This window comes from Rhizobium sp. B230/85 (genome assembly GCF_019355735.1).
GTDB lineage: Bacteria > Pseudomonadota > Alphaproteobacteria > Rhizobiales > Rhizobiaceae > Rhizobium > Rhizobium rhododendri.
The window spans coordinates 1,223,603-1,245,544 of the sequence record NZ_CP072156.1; the positions used below are offsets into that span (position 1 = coordinate 1,223,603).

Below are 21,942 nucleotides of genomic sequence, written 5' to 3' on the forward strand. Positions count from 1 at the left end.
CGCCCGGGGGGAGATCGCCTGATGCCGCTGATCGATCTCCCGACTTTTGCGCCCGAGTTGCTGGCCGAATTTTCGGCCCGTCGCACCAGCCGCATCGACACACCCGTCATCCAGCCCGCCGAGCCGTTCCTGGACATGGCCGGCGAGGATCTGCGCCGCCGGATCTTCATGACCGAGAGCGAGACGGGCGAAAGCCTTTGCCTGCGCCCGGAGTTCACCATTCCCGTCTGCCTGCGCCACATCGAAACGGCGACAGGCACGCCGAAGCGCTACTCCTATCTGGGCGAAGTCTTCCGCCAGCGCCGCGAGGGCAGCCACGAATTCTACCAGGCCGGCATCGAAGATCTCGGCGACATCAATATATCGAGTGCCGACGCGCGTGCCATCGGCGATGCCACCGGCATCCTCACCCGCCTTTTGCCCGGCCGTCGCCTCAAGGTGACGCTCGGCGATCAAGCTGTGTTCGAGGCAGTCGTGCAGGCGCTCGGCCTGCCGCTCGGCTGGCAGAAGCGGCTGATCCATGCATTCGGCGATACCGCGCAGTTGCAGGCGTTGCTCGCCCGTCTGGTCAGCCCGCAATTCGTCACAGATCTCGACGACGACGTCGCCCGGCTGGTGGCGGAGGATGACGAGGCAGCGCTTGTTGCCCACATCGACGGGACGATGCAGAAGACCGGATATTCGACCAACGCCAGCCGCTCGCCGCAGGATATCGCCCGCCGGCTGAAGGAAAAGCTGCTGCTTTCGGAAACACGGCTCGACGATGCGGCCTATGGTGTGCTCGAGGAGTTCCTGTCGCTGAACGTGCCGCTGTTCAATGCGTCTGCAGCACTTGCCGGCTTTGCCGATGCGGCAGGCCTGCGGCTCGGCAATGCGCTGTCGCGCTTCGACGGCCGGGTGGCGGCGCTTGCCAATGCCGGCGTCGATCTCACCACCATCGAATACCGCGCCGCATTCGGACGGCCGCTGGATTATTATACCGGGCTGGTCTTCGAGGTCGCAGCCGAGGGATCGCCTGCGGTACTCGCCGGCGGTGGTCGCTTCGACCGGCTGATGGCGCTGCTCGGCGCCCAGAACCGCATTCCGGCTGTCGGCTTCGCGCTCTGGCTCGATCGCATCGAGAGTGAGAGGGCGCCGGCATGACCGTGACCATTGCCTTGCCCTCCAAGGGTCGCATGAAAGATGACGCGTCCGACATTTTCGCGCGCGCCGGCATGCCCATCGTCGCCGTCGGCAACGACCGTTCCTATCGCGGCCGTGTCGAAGGTTGGGACGGCGTCGAGATCGCCTTTCTCTCGGCATCCGAAATCTCCCGCGAGATCGGCAACGGCAGCGTCGATTTCGGCGTCACCGGCGAGGATCTCATTCGCGAGGGTCTGGCGGAAGCCGACAAGCGCGTCGAGTTTTGCGCCCGGCTCGGCTTCGGGCGGGCCGATGTCGTGGTCGCCGTGCCGGAAATATGGCTCGATGTCGATACCATGGCGGATCTCGGTGACGTCGCTGCCGATTTCCGGAGCCGCCGTGGCCGCCGCCTGACGATCGCCACCAAGTATGCCCGGCTGACCCAGCAGTTCTTCTCGAGCCAGCACGGCATCCAGCTCTACCGCATCGTCGAGAGCCTCGGCGCCACAGAAGGCGCGCCGGCCTCGGGTTCGGCGGATATCATCGTCGACATCACGTCCACGGGCTCGACGCTTGTGGCGAACCACCTGAAGGTGCTGTCTGATGGCATCATCCTCCGTTCGCAGGCCTGCCTTGTCAGGGCCCGGAAGGATAGCCACGCCGATGACCCGCTGATCGCCCGGATCGTCGCCGCAGTCAAAACAGCACTGCCGGAATAAACAACATCCCGACAACAGAATGGCCCACCGTGCGGATACGGTGGGCCCCAGACTGCTGACAAAGCTATGATCTAACAACTCTGCAGGTCACTCGGGAAATTGAGCCGGTTGTCAAACTCCCCTCATCCTCGCCCTTGTGGCGGGGATCCAGTCAGCTCAAGTCTTTGAGCTGAAAGAGTCTTTTGACCCGACAGACGTCGCGTCGCTGGATCCCCGCCACAAGGGCGAGGATGAGGGAGAGCAAGGTATCGCTTTCGTCAAACACGCTTTTTCAGGGTTTGTCAGCAGTCTGAGGCCCACCGTGCGGACACGGTGGGCCTTTTTGCATTGCGAGCGTTTAGGCTATCAGGCTGCGAGCGGGTAGGATCCGCGGCGGGCGTCGAGCGAGTAGGCGCCTGGACCGACTGTGGCGAGGAAAATGTAGGCGCCGGCAAGCGTGAAGTTCTTCATGACCATGATCTGGTTGAGCGCGTTGATCCAGCCCAGTGCCGCGTCCGGAAAGCCCGGAACGTTGACGGTCGGGAGGTGGAAGACCACTGCGGTGAAGATGCAGAATGCAGCGATTGCCCAACCGACGATGCGCACCTGGAAGCCGACGAGGACGCAGAGGCCGGTGACGAGTTCGAACAGGCCGGCAACGTAGGTCAGTAGCGTCGCACCCGGCATACCGGCGCCAGCGATCATGCCGGCAGTTCCGGCCGGGTCGGTCAGCTTGCCGAAGCCGGCGAAGATGAACATGAATGCCAGCAGGACGCGGGCAACGAGAATGATGATATTGTTGGTATTGGACATCGGACCCTCCGGATGTGCATTGCCGATCGCGGCAATCTCTGGAGCGCTTATTCGCTATTTTGCGTCCGTTGAAAAGATGAACGATCAAAGACGCTTCGTTCGCAAATAGTGAACGCGATGAGCGCCTGTTGACTTTGCAAACCGCGCCGGCAGGTTATGATATCGTTTCCCGTCAGACATATCCAAAAAGGCAATTCCCATGGCAGATCTGTCCTCCTTCCCGATCACCCGCCGCTGGCCGGCGAACAATCCCGATATCATCCAGCTCTATTCCCTGCCGACGCCGAATGGCGTGAAGATTTCCATCGCGCTGGAGGAATTGGAACTGCCCTATGAGGCGCATCTTGTCTCGTTCGGGACCAATGACCAGAAGACGCCTGAATTCCTGTCGCTCAACCCGAATGGCCGCATCCCGGCGATGATCGATCCGGATGGACCCGACGGCAAGCCTATCGGCCTGTTCGAGTCCGGTGCGATGCTGGTCTACCTCGCCGAAAAGACCGGCAAGCTGATGCCGACGGATGCTGCCGGTCGCTATGACGTTCTGCAGTGGGTGTTCTTCCAGATGGGCGGCATAGGCCCGATGTTCGGGCAATTCGGCCATTTCTTCAAATATGCCGCCGACAAGGTCGCCAACAACAGTTACCCGGTCGAGCGTTACCGCGACGAGACGAAGCGCTTGCTGGGGGTTCTGGAAGAACGCCTGAAGGGTCGGCAGTGGCTGATGGGCGATCTCTATACCATCGCCGATATCGCTTGCTTCCCGTGGGTGCGCGGCGTCGACGTCTTCTACGGCGGCAAGGATGTGCTGGGTCTTGCCGATTTCCCGGTGGTCATGGATTGGGTGGCGCGCTGCACGGCACGTCCGGCCAGCCAGAAAGGCCTCGAAATCCCGAAGCGTGACTGATCCCGGGATTGGTGGAACTTGCGGAGCCGGCACCGTTGCGCTGGTTCCGCAGCACTTTACTGGCGGCTGCCTGTGCTTTCGGATGCGCCGATCTTGAACCGCGGGAACAGGAAGACGCCGACCATGCTGCCGGAGTAGCGCTCCTCGGTGCCGATGGACTCGCCGATGCAGAAAACCGGCTGCCGCTGTCCGCCTTCGGCAAGCACGGTTGTGGAGAAGCAGAACGAGGAGGACGAGGTCGCTGCCTGTTCGAAAAGTTCCAGAATGCGGGAATGGTCGCGGCTGTCGTAGCAGCGCATCAGGTTCAGCAGGCCGCATTCCGTCACGTGCAGGCCGTGCAGTATCGTGCTGAGGCTGCCGAGCTTGATCACACCGCTGGCGAGATCGCCGATCCAGCGCTCGGACACGCAAAACTGGCTTAGAAGTTCATGGTCTTCCTCGACGCCACGGGATCCCTCGATGAAAGGCGCCGCAAGATTGGCTTTGGCAATCTTAAACAAAACGTTCCCCACTCCCGTGCGGCCACTCCCTGGCCAAGTACACTATCAGATTGTATATTTCCCGTCTCGCCTCAGATAGAAAAGCGAACGATTTGTAGCCGATGCCACGCGTTATTACTATAATCGCAGACATGGCGTTCAGGTTAGACACTTGAAAACCGTAACGCTCAAGTAGCGAAATTTGTTTCGCAAGAGCCGCAAAGCATCTTTAGACTGCAACTTGTTGGGAGCGAAGGTCTTTCGCAGATAACCTGCCGTTTTCCGCGCCCTGGTTCATCAAGGTCCGTTTTATAGAAGAATTATTAAAAACAGCAATGGGCCAAACGACGAAAACACGTCATATGTGCGTGTCAAAGCATATACTTAATGATCGTTTGCTGTTCAAGGTAAACCGGCTTTCGACTGGTCGTGTGCAAAAGCAGGAATTGAGAAGACATCGTCAAGAGACCGGATGCACGGCAGGAAACCATCGCTTCGCTCCCAATGCATGCGTGGAAAGGGGAGGGGAGTTCTTTTGAGATGAGCCTGTCGCTCATTCTCCAGGCGTCTCGGGCGCACTCTAGTCCGGGGACCAGAGCCCGTGATTTTGTCGACAGCACCGAGCTAACTTTGCGGAGACGGGATCAGAGGAATTGCCGGGATGCAATCTATGGGAGAATCGCACGGTATTCTTCTGCGTCGTCCCGAGGCGGCGGACAAAAAAGGGCGACCCGAAGGCCGCCCTCTCGATAGTGCGGTGATCCGAAGGATCACATCATGTCCATGCCGCCCATGCCGCCCATGCCGCCGCCCATTCCGCCGCCCATGCCGGCGCCGGAGTCCTTCTTAGGAGCTTCAGCAATCATGGCTTCGGTGGTGATCAGCAGCGAGGCAACCGAGGCTGCGTTCTGCAGAGCCGTACGGACAACCTTGACCGGATCGACGATACCCATGGCGATCATGTCGCCATATTCGCCGGTCTGGGCATTGTAGCCGTAGTTGTCGGTGTTGCTTTCGAGGATCTTGCCGACGATGATCGAGCCTTCGTCACCAGCATTTTCTGCGATCTGGCGAACCAGCGACTGCAGAGCCTTGCGGATGATGTTGATGCCGGCCGTCTGGTCGTCGTTGGCGCCCTTGATGTTGAGGACGACAGATGCGCGCAGAAGTGCGGTACCGCCGCCGGGGACGATGCCTTCCTGTACGGCAGCGCGCGTTGCGTTCAGCGCGTCGTCGATACGGTCCTTCTTTTCCTTGACTTCAACTTCGGTCGCACCGCCAACGCGGATGACGGCAACGCCGCCAGCGAGCTTGGCAAGACGTTCCTGCAGCTTTTCGCGGTCGTAGTCAGACGTGGTTTCTTCGATCTGAGCCTTGATCTGCGCGACGCGGCCTTCGATGTCGGACTTCTGGCCCGAACCGTCGACGATCGTCGTGTTTTCCTTGGTGATCGAGATCTTCTTGGCGCGGCCGAGCATTTCGAGCGTAACCGACTCGAGCTTGATGCCGATGTCTTCGGAGATCACAGTGCCGCCCGTCAGGATGGCGATGTCTTCGAGCATTGCCTTGCGGCGATCGCCGAAGCCAGGAGCCTTGACAGCAGCAATCTTCAGGCCGCCGCGCAGCTTGTTGACGACGAGCGTTGCAAGAGCTTCGCCTTCGACGTCTTCAGAGATGATGAGGAGCGGCTTGCCGGTCTGAACGACAGCTTCGAGAACAGGCAGCATTGCCTGCAGGTTGGAGAGCTTCTTCTCGTGAAGGAGAATGTAAGCGTCTTCCAGTTCGGCAACCATCTTTTCTGGATTGGTCACGAAGTAAGGCGAGAGGTAGCCGCGGTCGAACTGCATGCCTTCGACGACTTCGAGTTCGGTTTCGGCGGTCTTGGCTTCTTCAACCGTGATGACGCCTTCATTGCCGACCTTCTGCATCGCTTCAGCGATGTACTGGCCGATTTCCTTTTCGCCGTTGGCAGAGATCGTGCCGACCTGGGCCACTTCGTCCGAAGTGCTGATCTTCTTTGCCTTGGATACGATGTCCTTGACGACTTCGGCAACGGCGAGATCGATGCCGCGCTTCAGGTCCATCGGGTTCATGCCGGCAGCAACAGCCTTGCCGCCTTCGCGGACGATGGCCTGGGCCAGAACGGTTGCAGTCGTGGTGCCGTCGCCGGCGATGTCGTTGGTCTTCGAAGCAACTTCGCGGACCATCTGGGCGCCCATGTTTTCGAACTTGTCTTCGAGCTCGATTTCCTTGGCGACAGAAACACCGTCCTTGGTGATGCGCGGAGCGCCGAAGGACTTGTCGATGATGACGTTGCGGCCCTTAGGACCGAGCGTGACCTTTACTGCGTCAGCGAGGATGTCGACGCCGCGCAGCATTTTTTCGCGCGCAGTACGGCCGAACTTAATTTCTTTAGCTGCCATGTTAAAAACTCCCGGGCTGATGCCCAATTGGTTTTATGGAATTGTTGACGAAGAAAACCGGCTGGATCAGCCGATGATCCCCATGATGTCGGCTTCCTTCATGATGAGAAGGTCTTCGCCGTCGAGCTTGACTTCAGTGCCCGACCACTTGCCGAACAGGATGCGGTCGCCAGCCTTGACGTCCAAAGGAATGATCGTGCCCTTGTCGTCACGAACGCCGGTGCCGACAGCGACGATTTCGCCTTCCTGCGGCTTTTCCTTGGCGGTGTCAGGAATGATGATGCCGCCCTTTGTCTTGGCTTCAGATTCGACGCGGCGTACGACGACGCGGTCGTGCAGCGGGCGGAAATTGGTGGTTGCCATTGTCTAATCCCTCGATCGAATGACATTCACGGACCACGGGGGATCCGTATGGGTAGTGTTGGCACTCAGCCTCGGCGAGTGCTAACGACCTGCATTTAGGGACGGCGGTCGCGGGAGTCAATAACAGCGATAGTGAATTTTTGTACCGGAATTGTGACCCCGGCCAGAATTGCACGAACCCGTTGCTGGCCATGCAAGCGCATCCGCCATGCGACTGCGGCAATTCGGCGTCCCGGGCGAGCGGTGCTTTTTCAGACTTGTAATCTTGAAGCTGGTTTGCGATGTCAGCCGCAACGTCTTTTACCGGAAGAACAACGGCATGGCCAAGCGTATCGATAGCCTCCGCGACCTCACCAGCGCCTATGACGTCGTCCTGTGCGACGTCTGGGGCGTACTTCACAACGGCGTCGTGGCCAATGCAGATGCTTCGGCGGCGCTGGAGGCTGCCCGTGGGCGAGGCCAGACCGTGGTGCTGATCACCAATTCCCCGCGTATCTCGCCGCAGGTCGTCGAGCAGTTGCGGACCATCGGCGTTTCGGACGGTGCCTATGACCGTATCGTCACATCCGGCGACGTCACGCGCACGCTAATCGCCGAGGGTCCGAAGTCGGTGTTTCTGCTCGGCCCGGACCGCGATGTCGCCCTGATCGAGGGCCTTGGTGTGGACCGTGTTTCCGCTGACGAAGCGCAGTCGGTGGTCTGCACCGGCTTTTTCGACGACGAGACCGAGACCCCGGAAGACTATACCGACATGCTGAAGGCCTTCGCGGCTCGCAACGTGCCGATGATCTGCGCCAATCCGGATCTAATCGTCGAGCGTGGCCACAGGATGATCCCGTGCGCCGGCGCCATGGCTGCCTATTACAACCAGATGGGCGGCCAGACCCGCGTTGCCGGCAAGCCGCACCGGCCGATCTATGAGGCGAGCCTTGCGGCCGCCCGCGAGGTGCGCGGCGATTTCGATCTGTCGCGTGTTGTCGCCATCGGCGATGGGATGCCGACGGACGTGCGGGGCGCACTCGGCTATGGTCTGGACTTGCTCTATATCAGCCAGGGGATCCATGCCGGCGAATACACGATTGACGGCAAGGCGGATGAAGCAATCCTGCATGCCTTCCTGGACAGGGAGCAGGCGTCACCGACATGGTGGATGCCGACGCTCGCCTGAAACAGTCTGGATATTGACGCTATGACCGTTTTTCATCGAAACGAGACCCGTGAACAACTGCCGGCGCACCTGCGCGGTGGCGTGATCGCCATCGGCAATTTCGACGGCGTCCACCGTGGCCACCGGTCGGTGCTGGATCGGGCGCTGGAGATTGCCAGGGCACGCGGCGTTCCGGCACTGGTGCTGACATTCGAGCCGCATCCCCGCTCGGTGTTCCGCCCGGACGAGCCTGTCTTCCGTCTCACGCCTGCGCCGCTGAAGGCGCGCATCCTTGAGGCGCTCGGCTTTGACGCCGCCATCGAATATCCGTTCGATCGCGAATTTTCGCAACGCTCTGCAGACGAGTTCGTCAGCACGATCCTGATCGACTGGCTCGGCGCCTCCGAAGTCGTCACCGGCTTCGATTTCCATTTTGGCCACGGCCGCGAAGGCGGTCCGGCCTTCCTGATGAACGCCGGCAGTCGCCATGGTTTCGGGGTGACGTTGATCGACGCCTTTCGCGACGAGAATGCCGAGGTGGTGTCCTCGAGCCGTATCCGCGCATTGCTGGTGGACGGTGAAATGTCCGAGGCCGCCGGTCTGCTCGGCTATCGCTACCTCGTGGAAGCCGACGTCATAGGAGGCGAAAAACTCGGGCGCACGCTCGGCTATCCCACGGCCAACATGCGGCTGCCACCGGAAACCGAACTGCGCAACGGCATCTATGCCGTGCGCTTCCGCACTGCCGACCGTGTTATCTACGATGGCGTCGCCAGCTACGGACGCCGCCCGACTGTGACAGAAAACGGCGCGCCGCTGCTCGAAACCTTTTTGTTCGATTTCAGCGGCGATCTCTACGGGCAGCACTGCTCGGTGTCGTTTTTTGGCTATCTGAGGCCCGAACTGAAGTTCGACGGACTGGAGCCGCTGATCGCCCAGATGCGCAACGACGAGGCCGAGGCGCGGGCGTTGCTGTCAGGCGTCGCACCTCTCGGCGAACTCGACCGCATCCTCAATTCCTGATGCTGCGCCGCGCAATCGAATTGTGGGGTTTGTAAGGCAAAATTGCTTGCGCAGCCAAGCTTAGCGTTTATGTCTTGGGCATTCTAGAAGCGGAATCGCCGCGCTAAAATGTCCGAAAGGCACTGCTCATCATGGACAAACGTTCCGGAAAGGCAGCCCTCTGGCTGCTCGTCATTCCCTACATCGGGCTCCTCTGGGTGCCGTTCTACAATTTTCGCGATCCGGTGCTGTTCGGGTTTCCGTTCTTCTACTGGTACCAGCTTCTCTGGGTGCCGCTCACGGCTCTGCTGACATACATCGCTTACCGGAGCACGCGCCATGACGACTGATATCAATCCAACGGCGCTCGCCGTCTTCCTGTTCTTCTTCGCGCTGGTCACCGTCATGGGCTTTGTCGCCGCCCGTTGGCGCAAGCCGGAGACACTGGCCCATATTGACGAATGGGGCCTCGGCGGCCGTAATTTCGGCACTTGGATCACCTGGTTCCTCGTCGGCGGCGATTTCTACACCGCCTACACGATCATAGCAGTGCCGGCGCTGGTCTATGCCGTCGGCGCCTACGGCTTCTTCGCGCTACCCTATACGATCGTCGTCTATCCCTTCGTCTTCATGGTCATGCCTGTTCTCTGGAAGCGCGCCAAGGACCATGGCTATGTCACCGCCGGCGATGTCGTGCACGGCCAGTACGGCTCGCGCGGCCTGGAGCTGGCCGTGGCGATCACCGGCGTCATCGCCACCATGCCATATATCGCATTGCAGCTGGTGGGCATGACCGTCGTGCTCAAGGCGCTCGGCCTGCACGGCGAACTGCCGCTCGCCATCGCCTTCATCATCCTTGCGGTCTACACCTACTCGTCCGGTCTTCGTGCGCCGGCGCTGATCGCCTTCGTCAAGGACATCATGATCTATATCGTGGTGATCGTCGCGGTCGCCGCCATTCCGATGAAGCTCGGCGGCTACGCCAGCGTCTTTGCCGCAGCCGACGCCGATTTCCAAGCCAAGGGGTCCGGCAGCCTGTTGCTCGGCAGCAATCAGTATGTCGCCTATGCCAGCCTTGCGCTCGGCTCGGCACTTGCCGCCTTCATGTATCCGCACACACTGACCGGCATCTTCGCCTCCAACAGCGGCAACACCATCCGCAAGAATGCCGTGCTGCTGCCAGCCTACACGCTGCTGCTCGGCCTCCTGGCGCTGCTCGGCTACATGGCGCATGCCGCCCATCTCACGGTCTCAAGCCCGAACGAAGTGGTGCCGGCGCTGTTCCAGTCGCTGTTTCCGAGCTGGTTCACGGGCTTTGCCTTCGCAGCGATCGCCATCGGTGCGCTGGTGCCGGCTGCCGTCATGAGCATCGGTGCGGCCAACCTCTTCACCCGCAATTTCTGGAAGGCCTACGTCAATCCCGACGTCAGCCATGCGGGCGAGGCGCAGGTCGCCAAGATCGCCTCGCTGGTGGTCAAGGTCGGCGCGCTGCTGGTCATCCTGTTCCTGCCGACGCAGTTCGCCCTCGACCTGCAGCTGCTCGGCGGCATCTGGATCCTGCAGACCCTGCCGGCTCTTGTGTTCGGCCTCTACACCAACTGGTTCCGGGCACAGGGCCTCCTTGCCGGCTGGTTCGTGGGCTTCTTCGGCGGCACCTATCTGGTGTGGATCAACGGCTGGAAGCCGATGCAGGCCATCGCCTTCGGCGGCGCGCCCGTCATGATCTACATCGGCCTGCTGGCCCTTGCGGCAAACATCGTCGTCGCTTCTGCAGTGAACGCGGTGACGAAGGGTAGGGCCGTCGCACAGGCCTGACGGATCGAGCCTGGCCGTGGGTGGCAACGCCCGCCTCCTGGCAAACCCTGAAGAAGCTTGGTTGACGAGAGCTATCCCCACTCTCCCTCTTCCTCGCCCTTGTGGCGGGGATCCAGCGACACGGCGTCTGTCGGGTCAAAGGACTCTTTCAGCTCAAGGACTTGAGCTGAATGGATCCCCGCCACAAGGGCGAGGAAGAGGGAGAGTTTGGCAACCGGCTCAATTCCCGACTGACCTGTAGACTTGTTGGATATTGCCTTTGTCAGCCGTCTGGCCCGGGGGCTGCAACGCCTGCTGTCTCTTGCTCCCATTGACCCTACAGCTGCAGGAGACGGCTGTCGAAAGGATAGGATTTACTCTCCTCGATCCGGATTTCACCGGCGCGGGGATGCTGCGGGTTGATGAGAATGTTGGCCGCCGGCGGCATGATCGCTGACGGCACGCGGATCAGGCAAGCCTCGCCGCTCCGCAGGAGCTGGCTGCCTTTCGAGCGGGTGCGATTGATGTCGTCGAAATCGCCCTGATCGATGTCAATGTCGACTATTGGCAGATCGTCCGGACTTGAAATCCGCAACAGCTGGAAGGTCTCCGGAATCTGCTCAAGGCTGACCTGCACGAGCGTCTCCAGCAATGCAGTGGACGGATGATCGCAGCAATAGACGACAGGTATGCCCAGGTCGTGCCATCGGCCTGGCGCGACCAGCCCACCGCGACCGGAGAGGTCCGCGTAGTTGGATATGCGCCAGAGGATTGTCATCAGACATAAATGCCGTAGTCTATCTGATACAGCGACGTCTCGACCAGACGGGCTCCGGTCTCCGATTCCAGCAGGTCGATCGGGGCGATCCCTTTCAGCGCGCGATTGGGCTTGCGCAGCCAACTGTGGGCCTTGTCATGGTCGCCAAAAACCTTGTCTGCCAGCTCGCTGATGCGCAATAGGCGCTGGGCGCTGTCGTTTTCGGCAAGCGTCAGAGGCTCGCCTTTCTCGACACGCCGCGCAAGCGTTCTGCGCGGCGCCACGAAACGATGGATCTCCTCCGTCGAGAAGCCATGCTCTCTGAGTTGACCGACTGCCTTCGCCTCGAACGAGGGCCAGGCATTGTCGGTCACCATCACAAGTGCCGCTTGTGTCGACCTGCCGCCAGCTATCGGAAAACTATCTGCCATGGGGATGCTCCGTGCCATTTGCCAGTCATCATACGCGCAAATGGCCAAATCTTCAATCGTCGCTTTCGCCGCCGCCAACCTCTTCCTTTTCCCCCGAAAACCGCTTATGAACCGGCGGTAATGACCCAATTTTGGCTGGCAGTAGCGATACGAATTATAGGCCCGGCTTTCCGCGCGCATTAGCTGCCGGAAGGTCCGGGTTCTTGGCGCTTCCCCCAAGCGCTCCTCCGCCACCGAAAATTTCCCGATTGGATGCGCCCGCTTGGGGCTGCAAGAGACGATTGTCAGCACAATGACCGATACGCCTGAAAAGATCGACTATTCGAAGACCCTTTACCTCCCCGAAACCGAGTTCCCGATGCGCGCAGGCTTGCCGCAGAAGGAGCCGGAAATGGCGGCGAAATGGAAGCAGATGGGGCTCTACAAGAAGCTCCGCGCTTCTGCTGCCGGCCGCGAAAAGTTTGTCCTGCACGACGGCCCTCCCTATGCCAACGGCAACATCCATATCGGCCACGCGCTGAACAAGGTGCTGAAGGACGTCATCACCCGCTCGTTCCAGATGCGCGGCTTCGATGCGAACTACGTGCCCGGCTGGGATTGCCACGGCCTGCCGATCGAGTGGAAGATCGAGGAAAAATACCGCGAGAAGGGCAAGGACAAGAACGAGGTCCCGGTCAACGAATTCCGCCAGGAATGCCGCGACTTCGCGCAGGGCTGGATCGACATCCAGTCGGAAGAATTCTGCCGTCTCGGCATCGAGGGCGATTTCGACAATCCCTACACGACGATGGCCTTCCACTCGGAAGCCCGCATCGCCGGCGAACTGTTGAAGATCGCCAAGTCTGGCCAGCTCTACCGCGGCTCCAAGCCGATCATGTGGTCAGTGGTCGAGCGCACCGCGCTGGCCGAGGCCGAGGTCGAATACCACGAGGTCGAGAGCGACACGATCTGGGTGAAGTTTCCGGTGGTGAGTGCCGCGCTCGGAGCAGGTGCTCGCTGGGTTGATGAAAGTGACCTGCCGCAACTTGCGGAAGATGATCTGGCTATCAAAAAAGATTTGCTTGGCGCCAATGTTGTAATCTGGACGACCACGCCGTGGACAATTCCTGGCAACCGGGCCATCGCTTATTCATCGCGTGTGGCCTACGGTGTCTACGAAGTGACGGCATCAGAAAATGATTTTGGCCCGCGTCCGGGCGAAAGGCTGATTTTTGCAGATAATCTTGCCGAAGACTGCTTTGCGAAAGCCAAGCTTCAGTTCAGTCGTCTGCGAGGCGTTTCCGCCAAGCAGCTCGCCGCCATTACCTGCGGGCATCCGCTTGCGGCACTCGGCTACACCTTCAAGGTCCCCCTCATCGACGGCGACCACGTTACCGACGATGCCGGTACCGGTTTCGTGCACACCGCCCCGTCCCACGGTCGCGAAGACTTCGAGGCGTGGATGGCGAATGCGCGCCAGCTGGAAGCCCGTGGCATCTCGTCGAAGATCCCGTTCCCGGTCGACGATGCCGGCTTCTACACCGAGGATGCATTCGGCTTCGGCCCCTCGGCGGAAGGCGGTGCTGCTCGCGTGCTGGACGACAACGGCAAGAAGGGCGATGCCAACAAACGCGTCATGGAGGCTTTGATCGCTGCCGGCAACCTCTTTGCCCGTGGCCGCATCAAGCACGATTACCCGCATTCCTGGCGCTCCAAGAAGCCGGTCATTTTCCGCAACACGCCGCAGTGGTTCGTCTACATGGACAAGCAGCTGGACGACGGCAAGACGCTGCGCATCCGCGCGCTGGAGGCCATCGACCAGACCCGCTTCGTACCGGCCGGCGGCCAGAACCGTCTGCGCGCCATGATCGAGCAGCGCCCGGATTGGGTGCTGTCGCGCCAGCGCGCCTGGGGCGTGCCGATCTGCGTCTTTGCCGATGAAGAAGGCAACGTGCTGCTGGACGATGCCGTCAACGAGCGCATCCTTGCGGCCTTCGAAAAGGAAGGCGCCGACGCGTGGTTTGCCGAAGGTGCCAAGGATCGCTTCCTCGGCAACGAGCATGATGGCGACCGCTGGCAGATGGTCACCGATATCCTCGACGTCTGGTTCGACAGTGGCTGCACCCACACCTTCACGCTGGAAGACCGGCCGGACCTGAAATGGCCGGCCGACGTCTATCTCGAAGGCTCCGACCAGCATCGCGGCTGGTTCCATTCGTCACTGCTGGAAAGCTGCGCGACGCGTGGCCGCGCGCCTTACAACGCTGTCGTCACCCATGGCTTCACTATGGCCGAGGACGGTCGCAAGATGTCGAAGTCGCTCGGCAACACAGTCACCCCGCAGGAAGTCATGGGCCAGTCCGGTGCCGATATCCTGCGTCTCTGGGTCATGAACACCGATTATTGGGAGGATCAGCGTCTCGGCAAGACGATCATCCAGACCAACATCGATGCCTACCGCAAGATCCGCAACACGCTGCGCTGGATGCTGGGAACGCTGGCCCACGATCACGGCGACGACATCGCCTATGCAGACTTGCCGGAACTAGAGCAGCTGATGCTCAACCGCCTGTCCGAACTGGATAAGGTGGTGCGAGGAGGCTACGACGAATTCGATTTCAAGCGCATCGTCCGCTCGCTGTCCGATTTCGCCAATGTCGAACTGTCGGCCTTCTATTTCGACATCCGCAAGGACGCGCTCTATTGCGATGCGCCGTCGAGCCCTAAACGCCGTGCGGCCCTCTATGTCATCCGCAAGCTGTTCGATTGCCTCGTCCTGTGGTTCGCGCCGATGATGCCGTTCACCACCGAGGAGGCATGGCTGTCGCGCGATCCCAATGCTGTCTCCGTGCATCTTGAGCAGTTTCCGACGATTCCCGGCGAATGGTCGAACGAGCCAGTTGCGGAAAAGTGGAAGAAGGTTCGCACTGTTCGTCGTGCCGTCACCGGCGCGCTGGAAATCGAGCGCAAGGACAAGCGCATCGGCTCCTCGCTGGAAGCTGCCCCCGTCGTCCATGTCGGCGATCCCGAGCTTCTGGCGGCGTTGGAAGGTCTCGATTTCGCCGAGATCTGCATCACCTCGGATATTTCCGTCGTGGCAGGCGAGGGACCGGCAGAAGCCTTCCGGCTTGAGGACGGAACCAAGGTCGCCGTCGAGCAAAAACTTGCCGAAGGCGTCAAATGCGCCCGCTCGTGGAAAATCACCAAGGACGTCGGATCTGACCCGGCTTATCCCGATATTTCCGCCCGCGACGCAGCCGCAATGCACGAATTGGCGGCTTTGGCGTGAAGAAAATTACCGGATGAATTGCGTTAACTGCGTTCATCCGGTAAAAGCTGCCTGAAATTGGCCGAAGTTTTGCGCGAAGGGGCGTAGAACCGTGGTGGGCAATGAGTGCGCCGGCACGGCTGGGAAGGGTTTTCATGAAAGCGTTGCATAGGGTTCGTGTTGGCGTCTGCTTGGCTGCTTTGTTGGCAGGCTGCGGCGCGATGTCCGGCTGCATGAGCAGCCCGACCTACGGCACCGACAAGACATCGGGCGAACAGCTGTTCGATGACATCGCCGATATCGGCTCGATCTCGGCTGCGACGCCCAAGGAAAATGCCGTCAAGTATCCGCCTCGTCCGGGCCTCGTAGTGCCGCCGGCCAATGGCAGGTCGACCCTGACGCAGCCGCAGCAGTCGCTGGCCTCCTCTGACAATCCGAACTGGGTCGAATCGCCTGAAGACGCCCGCAAGCGTCTCGTTGCCGATGCAGACGCCAACAAGAATTCCGCCACCTACCGTTCGCCCTTGGTCTATTCCGATAGCCACGCCAACCAGATGACGCAGGCGCAGCAGACCGCGGCCTATCGCGAGGCGCGCAAGCAGCAGGACGGCACATACATCGACCAGCGCCGCTACCTGATCGACCCGCCGGCACAGTACCGCCAGGTTGCCGATCCAGCCGCCCTCAACGATCTCGGCACGCCGGAATCGAAGAAGGAAAAGAAGCGCCTGAAGGATGCCGAAGCAGCCCAGCAGACCAGCAGCTGGTGGAAGCCATTCCAGTAATCGAAGCCTGAGCGCGCTATTCGCCGCGCCGGGCCTGGAAAAAAGCCTTGAGGATATCGCTGGCATCGCTTTCGGCGAGGCCTGAATAGACCTCCGGACCGTGATGGCATGTCGGCTGCGCAAAGAAGCGCACGCCATTGTCGATGCCGCCGCCTTTCGGATCCTCCGCGCCATAGTAGAGCCTGCGGATGCGGGCGAACGAAATTGCCGCGGCACACATCGTGCAGGGCTCCAGCGTCACGTAGAGATCGGCATCGACCAGCCGCTCCTGGCCTAGCGTCGCGCTGGCAAGCCGGATCGCCACGATTTCGGCATGGGCGGTGACATCGTTCAATTCCCGGGTTCGGTTGCCGGCCCTGGCGATGACGGTGTTGTTGAGAACAACCACGGCGCCGATCGGCACTTCGCCACGCTGTCCGGCGGCGCGGGCTTCATCCAGCGCCAGCGCCATGAAATGATTTGTCCTCGCCATCAAGATTTTCCACTTAACCGAAGCGGCGTGACCTGATAGGACACGCCAAAGACCAATTTGGTCTAAAAACTCAGGCAAACATCAAATGACATTCAATGACAAGCCCAAGCGGCCTGGGTCCAAGCCCTTTCTTCGTGATAAGCCGATGCCGAAGCGCGAAGACACCAACGCTGCAAAACCCGCGCCTTCGAAGCTGACCAAGGCGAATATCCCGGATGACGCCGAGCGTATCTCCAAGGTGATGGCACGCGTCGGCGTCGCCTCCCGCCGCGATATCGAGCGGATGATCATGGAAGGCCGCGTCAAGCTGAACGGCGTGCAACTCGACAGCCCGGTCATCAACGTCACCCTGACGGACAAGATCGAGGTCGATGGCGTGCCGATCCGTGGTATCGAGCGCACCCGTCTGTGGCTCTACCACAAGCCTGCCGGCCTGGTGACCACCAATGCCGATCCGGAAGGCCGCGATACCGTATTCGACAACCTGCCGGACGACCTGCCGCGCGTCATGTCGATCGGCCGCCTCGACATCAACACCGAAGGCTTGTTGCTGCTGACCAACGACGGCGGCCTTGCCCGCGTGCTGGAATTGCCGACCACCGGCTGGCTGCGTCGCTACCGCGTCCGCGCCCACGGCGAGATCGACCAGGATGCGCTCGACAAGCTGAAAGAAGGCATCGCCGTCGATGGCGTGCTCTATGGCTCTATCGAGGCAACGCTCGACAAGGTGCAGGGCTCCAACGTCTGGATCACCATGGGTCTTCGCGAAGGCAAGAACCGCGAAATCAAGAACGTCCTCGGCGCTCTCGGCCTCGAGGTTAATCGCCTGATCCGCATTTCCTACGGCCCGTTCCAGCTCGGCGACCTGCCGGAAGGCCAAGCTGTAGAAGTCCGTGGACGCACGCTCCGCGACCAGCTCGGTCCGCGCCTCGTCGAAGACGCCAAGGCGAATTTCGATGCGCCGATCTACAACGTGAGCGGTGGCGACGCAGCTGACGACGACGAAGCGCCCGCCTCCCGTCCGCAGCAGCGCGATGACTGGGTCAAGCGCGAAAAGTCCAGCGACAAGCGCGCTCCCGCCCGTGGCCATCTCGATACGAAGCGCGAAGACAGCAAGGGCGGTGCCCGTGGCAAGGACGACGACCGTCCGAAGCGCGCACCGATGACGACGCCGCGCCGCAGCGCCAATGTTTGGATGGCGCCCGGCGCCCGTCCTCTTGGCGAGAAGGCAGCCGAAAAGGTGGCCAAGAACCTCGAACGATATGGCCCTTCGACCCGTGGTCCGCGCGTGCGCCCCGGCTCCGAGCGCCCGGATGAAGGTCCGCGCGTCCGTGTCAGTCGCGTCAGCGACAGCGAAGGAGAATGGATCCGCGCCACTGACGATTCCGACGACGCCAAGGGCAAGGGCGGCGGTTTCGGCCGCAAGAGCGCCGGCGGCGACCGTCCGCCACGCGGCGACAAACCGTTTGGCGACCGTGCCCCGCGCGGCGACCGGCCCCAGGGCGCAAAGTCCTTCGGTGATCGTCCGGCCCGCAGCGACAAGCCATTTGGTGATCGTGCTCCGCGTGCCGATAAGCCGTTTGGCGACCGCCCGCGTGGCCCGAGCCGCCCGCGTACCGAGGGCGAGGATCGCCCACGGACCAGCTCTTTCCGCAGTGACAGCCGCTCGGATGCCCCTCGTAGCGATCGTCCCTCCGGCGATCGGCCACCGCGCGGTGATCGTCCACAAAGCGATCGTCCTCGTGGCGACCGCCCTTATTCCGGCAGGCCGCGCACTGAAGGCGAGGATCGTCCCCGTGCAAAGCCGTTCCGCTCCGACGCTCCGCGTGGCGATCGTCCTGTCCGCAGCGAACGTCCGCAGGGCGAACGTTCCCTTGGTGACAAGCCGAGAAGCGACCGCCCGACGCGGTCCTTCGATGGCGACCAGCGGTCCGAGCGTCCGGCAAGGACTGAACGTCCCTCCGGTGAGCGCTCGTATGGCGACAAGCCGGCCGGTGCAAAGCCAGCAGGCCGTCCTTATACAGGCAAGCCAGCCGGTAAATCCTTCGGCGGCAAGCCAGCGGGCAAGCCGGGTGCAAAGAGCTTTTCCGGCAAGCCACGCGATGGTGCCGGCAGCGGTCGTCCGGCAGGGGGTGCTCCAAGGGGCGGCCCGAAGGGCAAGAGGGGCTAACGGACGGTGAGGATTGTCGGCGGAGAGTTTCGCGGTCGGTCTCTAGCCGTGCCCAAGTCCAACGCGATCCGGCCAACGGCTGACCGGACGCGCGAGAGCCTGTTCAATATCCTGAGCCACGCCTATCCCGAGGCGATCGACGCGACGCGCATGATGGACCTCTTCGCCGGTACCGGCGCGGTCGGCCTCGAGGGTGCCTCGCGCGGCTGCCGTCACGTGCTGTTTGTCGAAAGCAGCGTCGAGGGGCGCGGCCTCCTTTGGGAAAATATCGATGCGCTCGGCCTGCACGGCCGAACGCGGATGCTGCGCCGCGACGCCACCGATCTCGGCAGCGTCGGCAATCTCGAGCCGTTCGACTTCCTGTTCGCGGATCCACCTTATGGCCATGGCCTCGGCGAGAAAGCCTTTGCGGCGGCAGCAGATGGCGGCTGGCTAGTGCCGGGTGCTCTTGCGATCCTCGAAGAGCGTGCCGATATCGTCGTCAATGTGCCGCCTGCCTATATGTTGCTGGAGGTGAGGACCTTCGGTGACAGCAAGATGCATTTTTTCCGCTACCAGCCGGTTTGAGTTATGAATACGATCACCAGACTGGGTGATGAGATCACCGACACCATGGACACCTACAGATCGTCTCTGCCATCCGTGGCCGTATCCTTCGGCGGCGGCGGTGCACGTGGGCTTGCCCATATCCACATCATCGAGGCGCTGGACGAACTCGGCATCCGGCCGGTCGCCATTTCCGGCTCGTCGATCGGCGCTATCATCGGTGCAGGCATGGCGTCTGGCATGAGCGGGCTCGAGATCCGCGACCACGCTCTCTCCAGCATCGGCAACAGGAAGGCTGTCGCCAACCGGATCTGGGGTCTCAGGCCGAAGTCGGTACGCGGCCTGAAGATCGGGCAGTTCGATCTCGAGCGCGTGCTGCGGGCTTTTTTGCCGCATCAGGTGCCGGATAGTTTCGACGGTCTCCGCATTCCGATGAAGGTGATCGCTACCGATTATTATGGCCAGGCCGAGGTGGTCATCGAAGATGGCGATCTTATAGAGGCCTTGGCCGCTTCCGCCGCCATTCCGGCCATTTTCATGCCCGTGCGGCGAAACGACCGCGTCATGATCGACGGCGGCATTATCAATCCAGTGCCTTACGAGCATCTGATGGATCTTGCCGATATCGTCATCGGCGTCGATGTTGTCGGCGCGCCGGATGGTGACGGTACTCATGTGCCGAACCGTATGGAAAGCCTGTTCGGCAGCGGCCAGTTGATGATGCAGACGGCGATTGCCCTGAAGCTCCGCCTGCGTCCGCCGCAGATCTTCCTGTGCCCCGCAGTCGGGCGTATCGGCGTTATGGATTTTCTCAAGGCTCGCGAAATCCTCGCCATGTCCGTCGGCATCAAGGACGAGCTGAAATATGCGCTCGACGAGATCCTGACCGCACGCCAGACCTAGAGACTCGCTGGCTCCGACAGATCGTCGCTGGCATCGATGACTTCGACCGACCGCTTTGGCTTGATCAGCGGTTCCGGCTTGACCGGCTTCGAAAACAGCATGTCGGCACCTGCCTGCGGACCTTCCGTCGTCTGCAGAATCAGCCGCTGCTCGTCGCGCCTGCGAATATCTTCCTGGATCGCCATTGCCTCCGCTTCACCGACTCCGAGTTCCTCAAGGGTCCGCCGGCCGAACAACAGACCTGATTCCAGCGTCTCACGCAGCTCGTAATCGACGCCCGCTTTTCGCAGCGCGATGGAGTGGATACGGTCGTAGCTGCGCACGAAAATCCGGGCATGGGAATATTCAGCCTGCACCAGTTCGACGATCTTGTCGGTGATTTCCCGCGTGTGGGTGCAGATGACCACGATCTTGGCGCGGTCTATGCCGGCGGAGCGCAGCACGTCCTTGCGGGTTCCATCACCGAAATAGATGCGAAAACCGAAGGACGACGCCTGCCGGATGCGGTCGGCGGAAAAGTCGATCACCGTCACCTCGCGGCCTCCGGCAAGCAGGATCTGTGCGGCGATCTGGCCGAAGCGCGAAAAGCCGATCATCAGCACGTCGGCACCGGCGCCCTCGAAATTCTCGTCGATCTCTTCATGCGCATCGCCTGACATCAGTCGCTTCGAGAGCGCCACGGCAAGGGGCGTCAGCGCCATCGACAGCGTGACGATGGCGATCAGCAACGAGGCGGTGCTGTCGGAAAGCAGTCCGCCGGTGGACGCGGCTGTGCTGAACAGAACGAAGCCGAATTCGCCGCCCTGGGGCAGCAGCAGAGCGATGCGGATGGCGTCGTTATGCGACGAGCCCGATATCCGGCAGAGGGCATAGATGACAAGCGCCTTGACCGCCAGCAACACCGGCACGGCCATGAGTATGAAAAATGCGTGATCGTAAATCACCTGAAGCTGCAGCGACAGGCCGACGGCAATGAAGAAAATCGCCAGCAGCACGCCGCGAAACGGTTCGATATCCGCCTCCAGCTCGTGCCTGTACGAGGATTCTGCCAGCATCACCCCGGAGAGGAAAGCGCCCATTGCCATCGACAGCCCCGCCATTTGCATCAGCGTGGCCGAGCCCAGCACGACGAACAGTGCTGCTGCGATCATCGCCTCGCGGGCGCCGGTCCGGCCGATCACCTGGAACAGCGGCGTCAGCAGGTAGCGGCCGACCACGATCATGCCGGCTACCGCGCCTATGGCGATGGCAAGATCGGTCAGGGGATGGGCTTCCTGCTTCGGCCCGTCGAGCACAGTGATCAGTGCCAGCAGCGGCACGATGGCGAGATCCTGGAACAGCAGCATCGAGAAGGATCGCTGACCGTAACGGGTATTGATATCGCTCTGGTCGTCGAGGATCTGCATCGCGAAGGCGGTGGACGACAGCGCCAGGCCGAAGCCGGCAATGACACTGCCGCGCCAGTCGACCATGCCCGTAAGCCATGCGGCGAGCGTAAGGGCCATGCCGGTGAAAATGACCTGGGCGCTTCCGAGGCCGAAGATATCCCTGCGCATCTGCCAGAGCCTGGTCGGCTTCAGTTCGAGGCCGATGATGAACAGCAGGAATACGACGCCAAGCTCGGCTACGCCGAGAACAGCTTCGCCGTCGCTGATGCCATGCAATACGGGGCCGATGACGACGCCGGCCGCCAGGTAGCCGAGCACCGTACCCAATCCAAGCTTCTTGAAGATCGGCGCTGTAACGACGGTACCGCCGAGCAGCAACAGCGTTTCGGTGAAGAAGGCGTTGGGGGCTGACATGGTCTGTATCTTTCCGTAGGTAGGCAGTGCATATGCTGTCGAGCCCCAAGAATCGACACGCTCGGCCTTGATGCTTTCGGT

At 61.4% G+C, this 21,942-nt stretch carries 20 protein-coding genes; 12 read left to right on the forward strand and 8 right to left on the reverse strand.

The features are described 5' to 3' along the window. Positions 1–21 precede the first annotated feature (21 nt). Entirely contained in the window at positions 22–1,143 is a 1,122-nt protein-coding gene (locus tag J5289_RS05820; protein ID WP_209187335.1) for an ATP phosphoribosyltransferase regulatory subunit, read from the forward strand. Continuing rightward, the gene (gene hisG, locus J5289_RS05825) at positions 1,140–1,841 is read left to right on the forward strand and encodes an ATP phosphoribosyltransferase (RefSeq protein WP_209182920.1); all 702 of its coding nucleotides are present in this window, start codon (positions 1,140–1,142) and stop codon (positions 1,839–1,841) included. The genes J5289_RS05820 and hisG overlap by 4 nt, the downstream gene beginning before the upstream one ends. Positions 1,842–2,186: 345 nt before the next feature. Here the strand turns inward: hisG and J5289_RS05830 are convergent, their stop codons facing one another. Continuing rightward, the gene (locus J5289_RS05830) at positions 2,187–2,633 is read right to left on the reverse strand and encodes a DoxX family protein (protein ID WP_209182921.1); all 447 of its coding nucleotides are present in this window, start codon (positions 2,631–2,633) and stop codon (positions 2,187–2,189) included. Between the two features lie 199 nt (positions 2,634–2,832). Between J5289_RS05830 and J5289_RS05835 the strand changes: the two genes are divergently transcribed. Continuing rightward, complete coding sequence (locus tag J5289_RS05835; RefSeq protein ID WP_209182922.1) at positions 2,833–3,540, forward strand: glutathione binding-like protein; 708 nt, start codon at positions 2,833–2,835, stop codon at positions 3,538–3,540. A gap of 56 nt (positions 3,541–3,596) precedes the next feature. Here the strand turns inward: J5289_RS05835 and J5289_RS05840 are convergent, their stop codons facing one another. The 3 genes from J5289_RS05840 to groES all read right to left on the reverse strand — a co-directional run bounded on the left by J5289_RS05840 (position 3,597) and on the right by groES (position 6,805). Further along, positions 3,597–4,040, reverse strand: a complete 444-nt coding sequence (locus J5289_RS05840) for a hypothetical protein (protein ID WP_202617130.1) — start codon at positions 4,038–4,040, stop codon at positions 3,597–3,599. A gap of 749 nt (positions 4,041–4,789) precedes the next feature. After that, positions 4,790–6,442: a chaperonin GroEL gene (gene groL, locus J5289_RS05845; RefSeq protein WP_142824104.1), complete on the reverse strand. Its 1,653-nt coding sequence runs from the start codon at positions 6,440–6,442 to the stop codon at positions 4,790–4,792. A gap of 66 nt (positions 6,443–6,508) precedes the next feature. Then, positions 6,509–6,805 (reverse strand): co-chaperone GroES, encoded by a 297-nt coding sequence (gene groES / locus J5289_RS05850; RefSeq protein ID WP_142824105.1) that lies wholly within the window; start codon positions 6,803–6,805, stop codon positions 6,509–6,511. A 319-nt stretch (positions 6,806–7,124) separates the two neighbouring features. On the opposite strand from groES, the gene J5289_RS05855 reads away from it, so the two are divergent. The 4 genes from J5289_RS05855 to mctP all read left to right on the forward strand — a co-directional run bounded on the left by J5289_RS05855 (position 7,125) and on the right by mctP (position 10,769). Beyond that, positions 7,125–7,973: a TIGR01459 family HAD-type hydrolase gene (locus J5289_RS05855; protein WP_209182931.1), complete on the forward strand. Its 849-nt coding sequence runs from the start codon at positions 7,125–7,127 to the stop codon at positions 7,971–7,973. A 21-nt stretch (positions 7,974–7,994) separates the two neighbouring features. Further along, entirely contained in the window at positions 7,995–8,975 is a 981-nt protein-coding gene (locus J5289_RS05860) for a bifunctional riboflavin kinase/FAD synthetase (protein WP_209182929.1), read from the forward strand. A 131-nt stretch (positions 8,976–9,106) separates the two neighbouring features. Further along, positions 9,107–9,304, forward strand: coding sequence for a DUF3311 domain-containing protein (locus J5289_RS05865; RefSeq protein WP_111217578.1), 198 nt, complete (start codon positions 9,107–9,109; stop codon positions 9,302–9,304). Beyond that, positions 9,294–10,769 carry a monocarboxylate uptake permease MctP gene (gene mctP, locus J5289_RS05870; protein WP_209182930.1) on the forward strand — a complete coding sequence of 492 codons (1,476 nt, stop codon included), beginning with the start codon at positions 9,294–9,296 and terminating at the stop codon, positions 10,767–10,769. The genes J5289_RS05865 and mctP overlap by 11 nt, the downstream gene beginning before the upstream one ends. A 316-nt stretch (positions 10,770–11,085) precedes the next feature. On the opposite strand, the gene J5289_RS05875 is transcribed toward mctP, so the two are convergent. Both J5289_RS05875 and J5289_RS05880 read right to left on the reverse strand, forming a co-directional pair. Then, the gene (locus J5289_RS05875; RefSeq protein ID WP_209182932.1) at positions 11,086–11,526 is read right to left on the reverse strand and encodes an RES family NAD+ phosphorylase; all 441 of its coding nucleotides are present in this window, start codon (positions 11,524–11,526) and stop codon (positions 11,086–11,088) included. Then, a complete protein-coding gene (locus J5289_RS05880; RefSeq protein ID WP_209182933.1) occupies positions 11,526–11,936 on the reverse strand; it encodes an antitoxin Xre/MbcA/ParS toxin-binding domain-containing protein in 411 nt (136 codons plus the stop codon). Before J5289_RS05880 ends, J5289_RS05875 begins: the two co-directional genes overlap by 1 nt. A 292-nt stretch (positions 11,937–12,228) precedes the next feature. On the opposite strand from J5289_RS05880, the gene ileS reads away from it, so the two are divergent. Further along, positions 12,229–15,204 (forward strand): isoleucine--tRNA ligase, encoded by a 2,976-nt coding sequence (gene ileS, locus J5289_RS05885; RefSeq protein ID WP_209182934.1) that lies wholly within the window; start codon positions 12,229–12,231, stop codon positions 15,202–15,204. Positions 15,205–15,338: 134 nt separating this feature from the next. Next, positions 15,339–15,968: a hypothetical protein gene (locus J5289_RS05890; protein WP_142824109.1), complete on the forward strand. Its 630-nt coding sequence runs from the start codon at positions 15,339–15,341 to the stop codon at positions 15,966–15,968. Between the two features lie 16 nt (positions 15,969–15,984). On the opposite strand, the gene J5289_RS05895 is transcribed toward J5289_RS05890, so the two are convergent. Then, positions 15,985–16,440: a nucleoside deaminase gene (locus tag J5289_RS05895; RefSeq protein ID WP_209182935.1), complete on the reverse strand. Its 456-nt coding sequence runs from the start codon at positions 16,438–16,440 to the stop codon at positions 15,985–15,987. A 145-nt stretch (positions 16,441–16,585) separates the two neighbouring features. Between J5289_RS05895 and J5289_RS05900 the strand changes: the two genes are divergently transcribed. Genes J5289_RS05900 through J5289_RS05910 form a run of 3 tightly spaced genes read left to right on the forward strand, consistent with a single transcriptional unit; the run spans position 16,586 to position 20,059 of the window. Next, positions 16,586–18,610, forward strand: coding sequence for a pseudouridine synthase (locus J5289_RS05900; protein ID WP_374108571.1), 2,025 nt, complete (start codon positions 16,586–16,588; stop codon positions 18,608–18,610). A 6-nt stretch (positions 18,611–18,616) separates the two neighbouring features. Then, complete coding sequence (rsmD, locus tag J5289_RS05905) at positions 18,617–19,177, forward strand: 16S rRNA (guanine(966)-N(2))-methyltransferase RsmD (RefSeq protein ID WP_209182936.1); 561 nt, start codon at positions 18,617–18,619, stop codon at positions 19,175–19,177. A gap of 3 nt (positions 19,178–19,180) precedes the next feature. After that, on the forward strand, positions 19,181–20,059 hold the full coding sequence (locus tag J5289_RS05910) for a patatin-like phospholipase family protein (RefSeq protein ID WP_374108572.1): 879 nt from the start codon (positions 19,181–19,183) through the stop codon (positions 20,057–20,059). Here the strand turns inward: J5289_RS05910 and J5289_RS05915 are convergent. Then, positions 20,056–21,861, reverse strand: coding sequence for a monovalent cation:proton antiporter-2 (CPA2) family protein (locus tag J5289_RS05915; RefSeq protein WP_209182937.1), 1,806 nt, complete (start codon positions 21,859–21,861; stop codon positions 20,056–20,058). The two genes, J5289_RS05910 and J5289_RS05915, sit on opposite strands and share 4 nt — an antisense overlap. Positions 21,862–21,942: the final 81 nt, after the last annotated feature.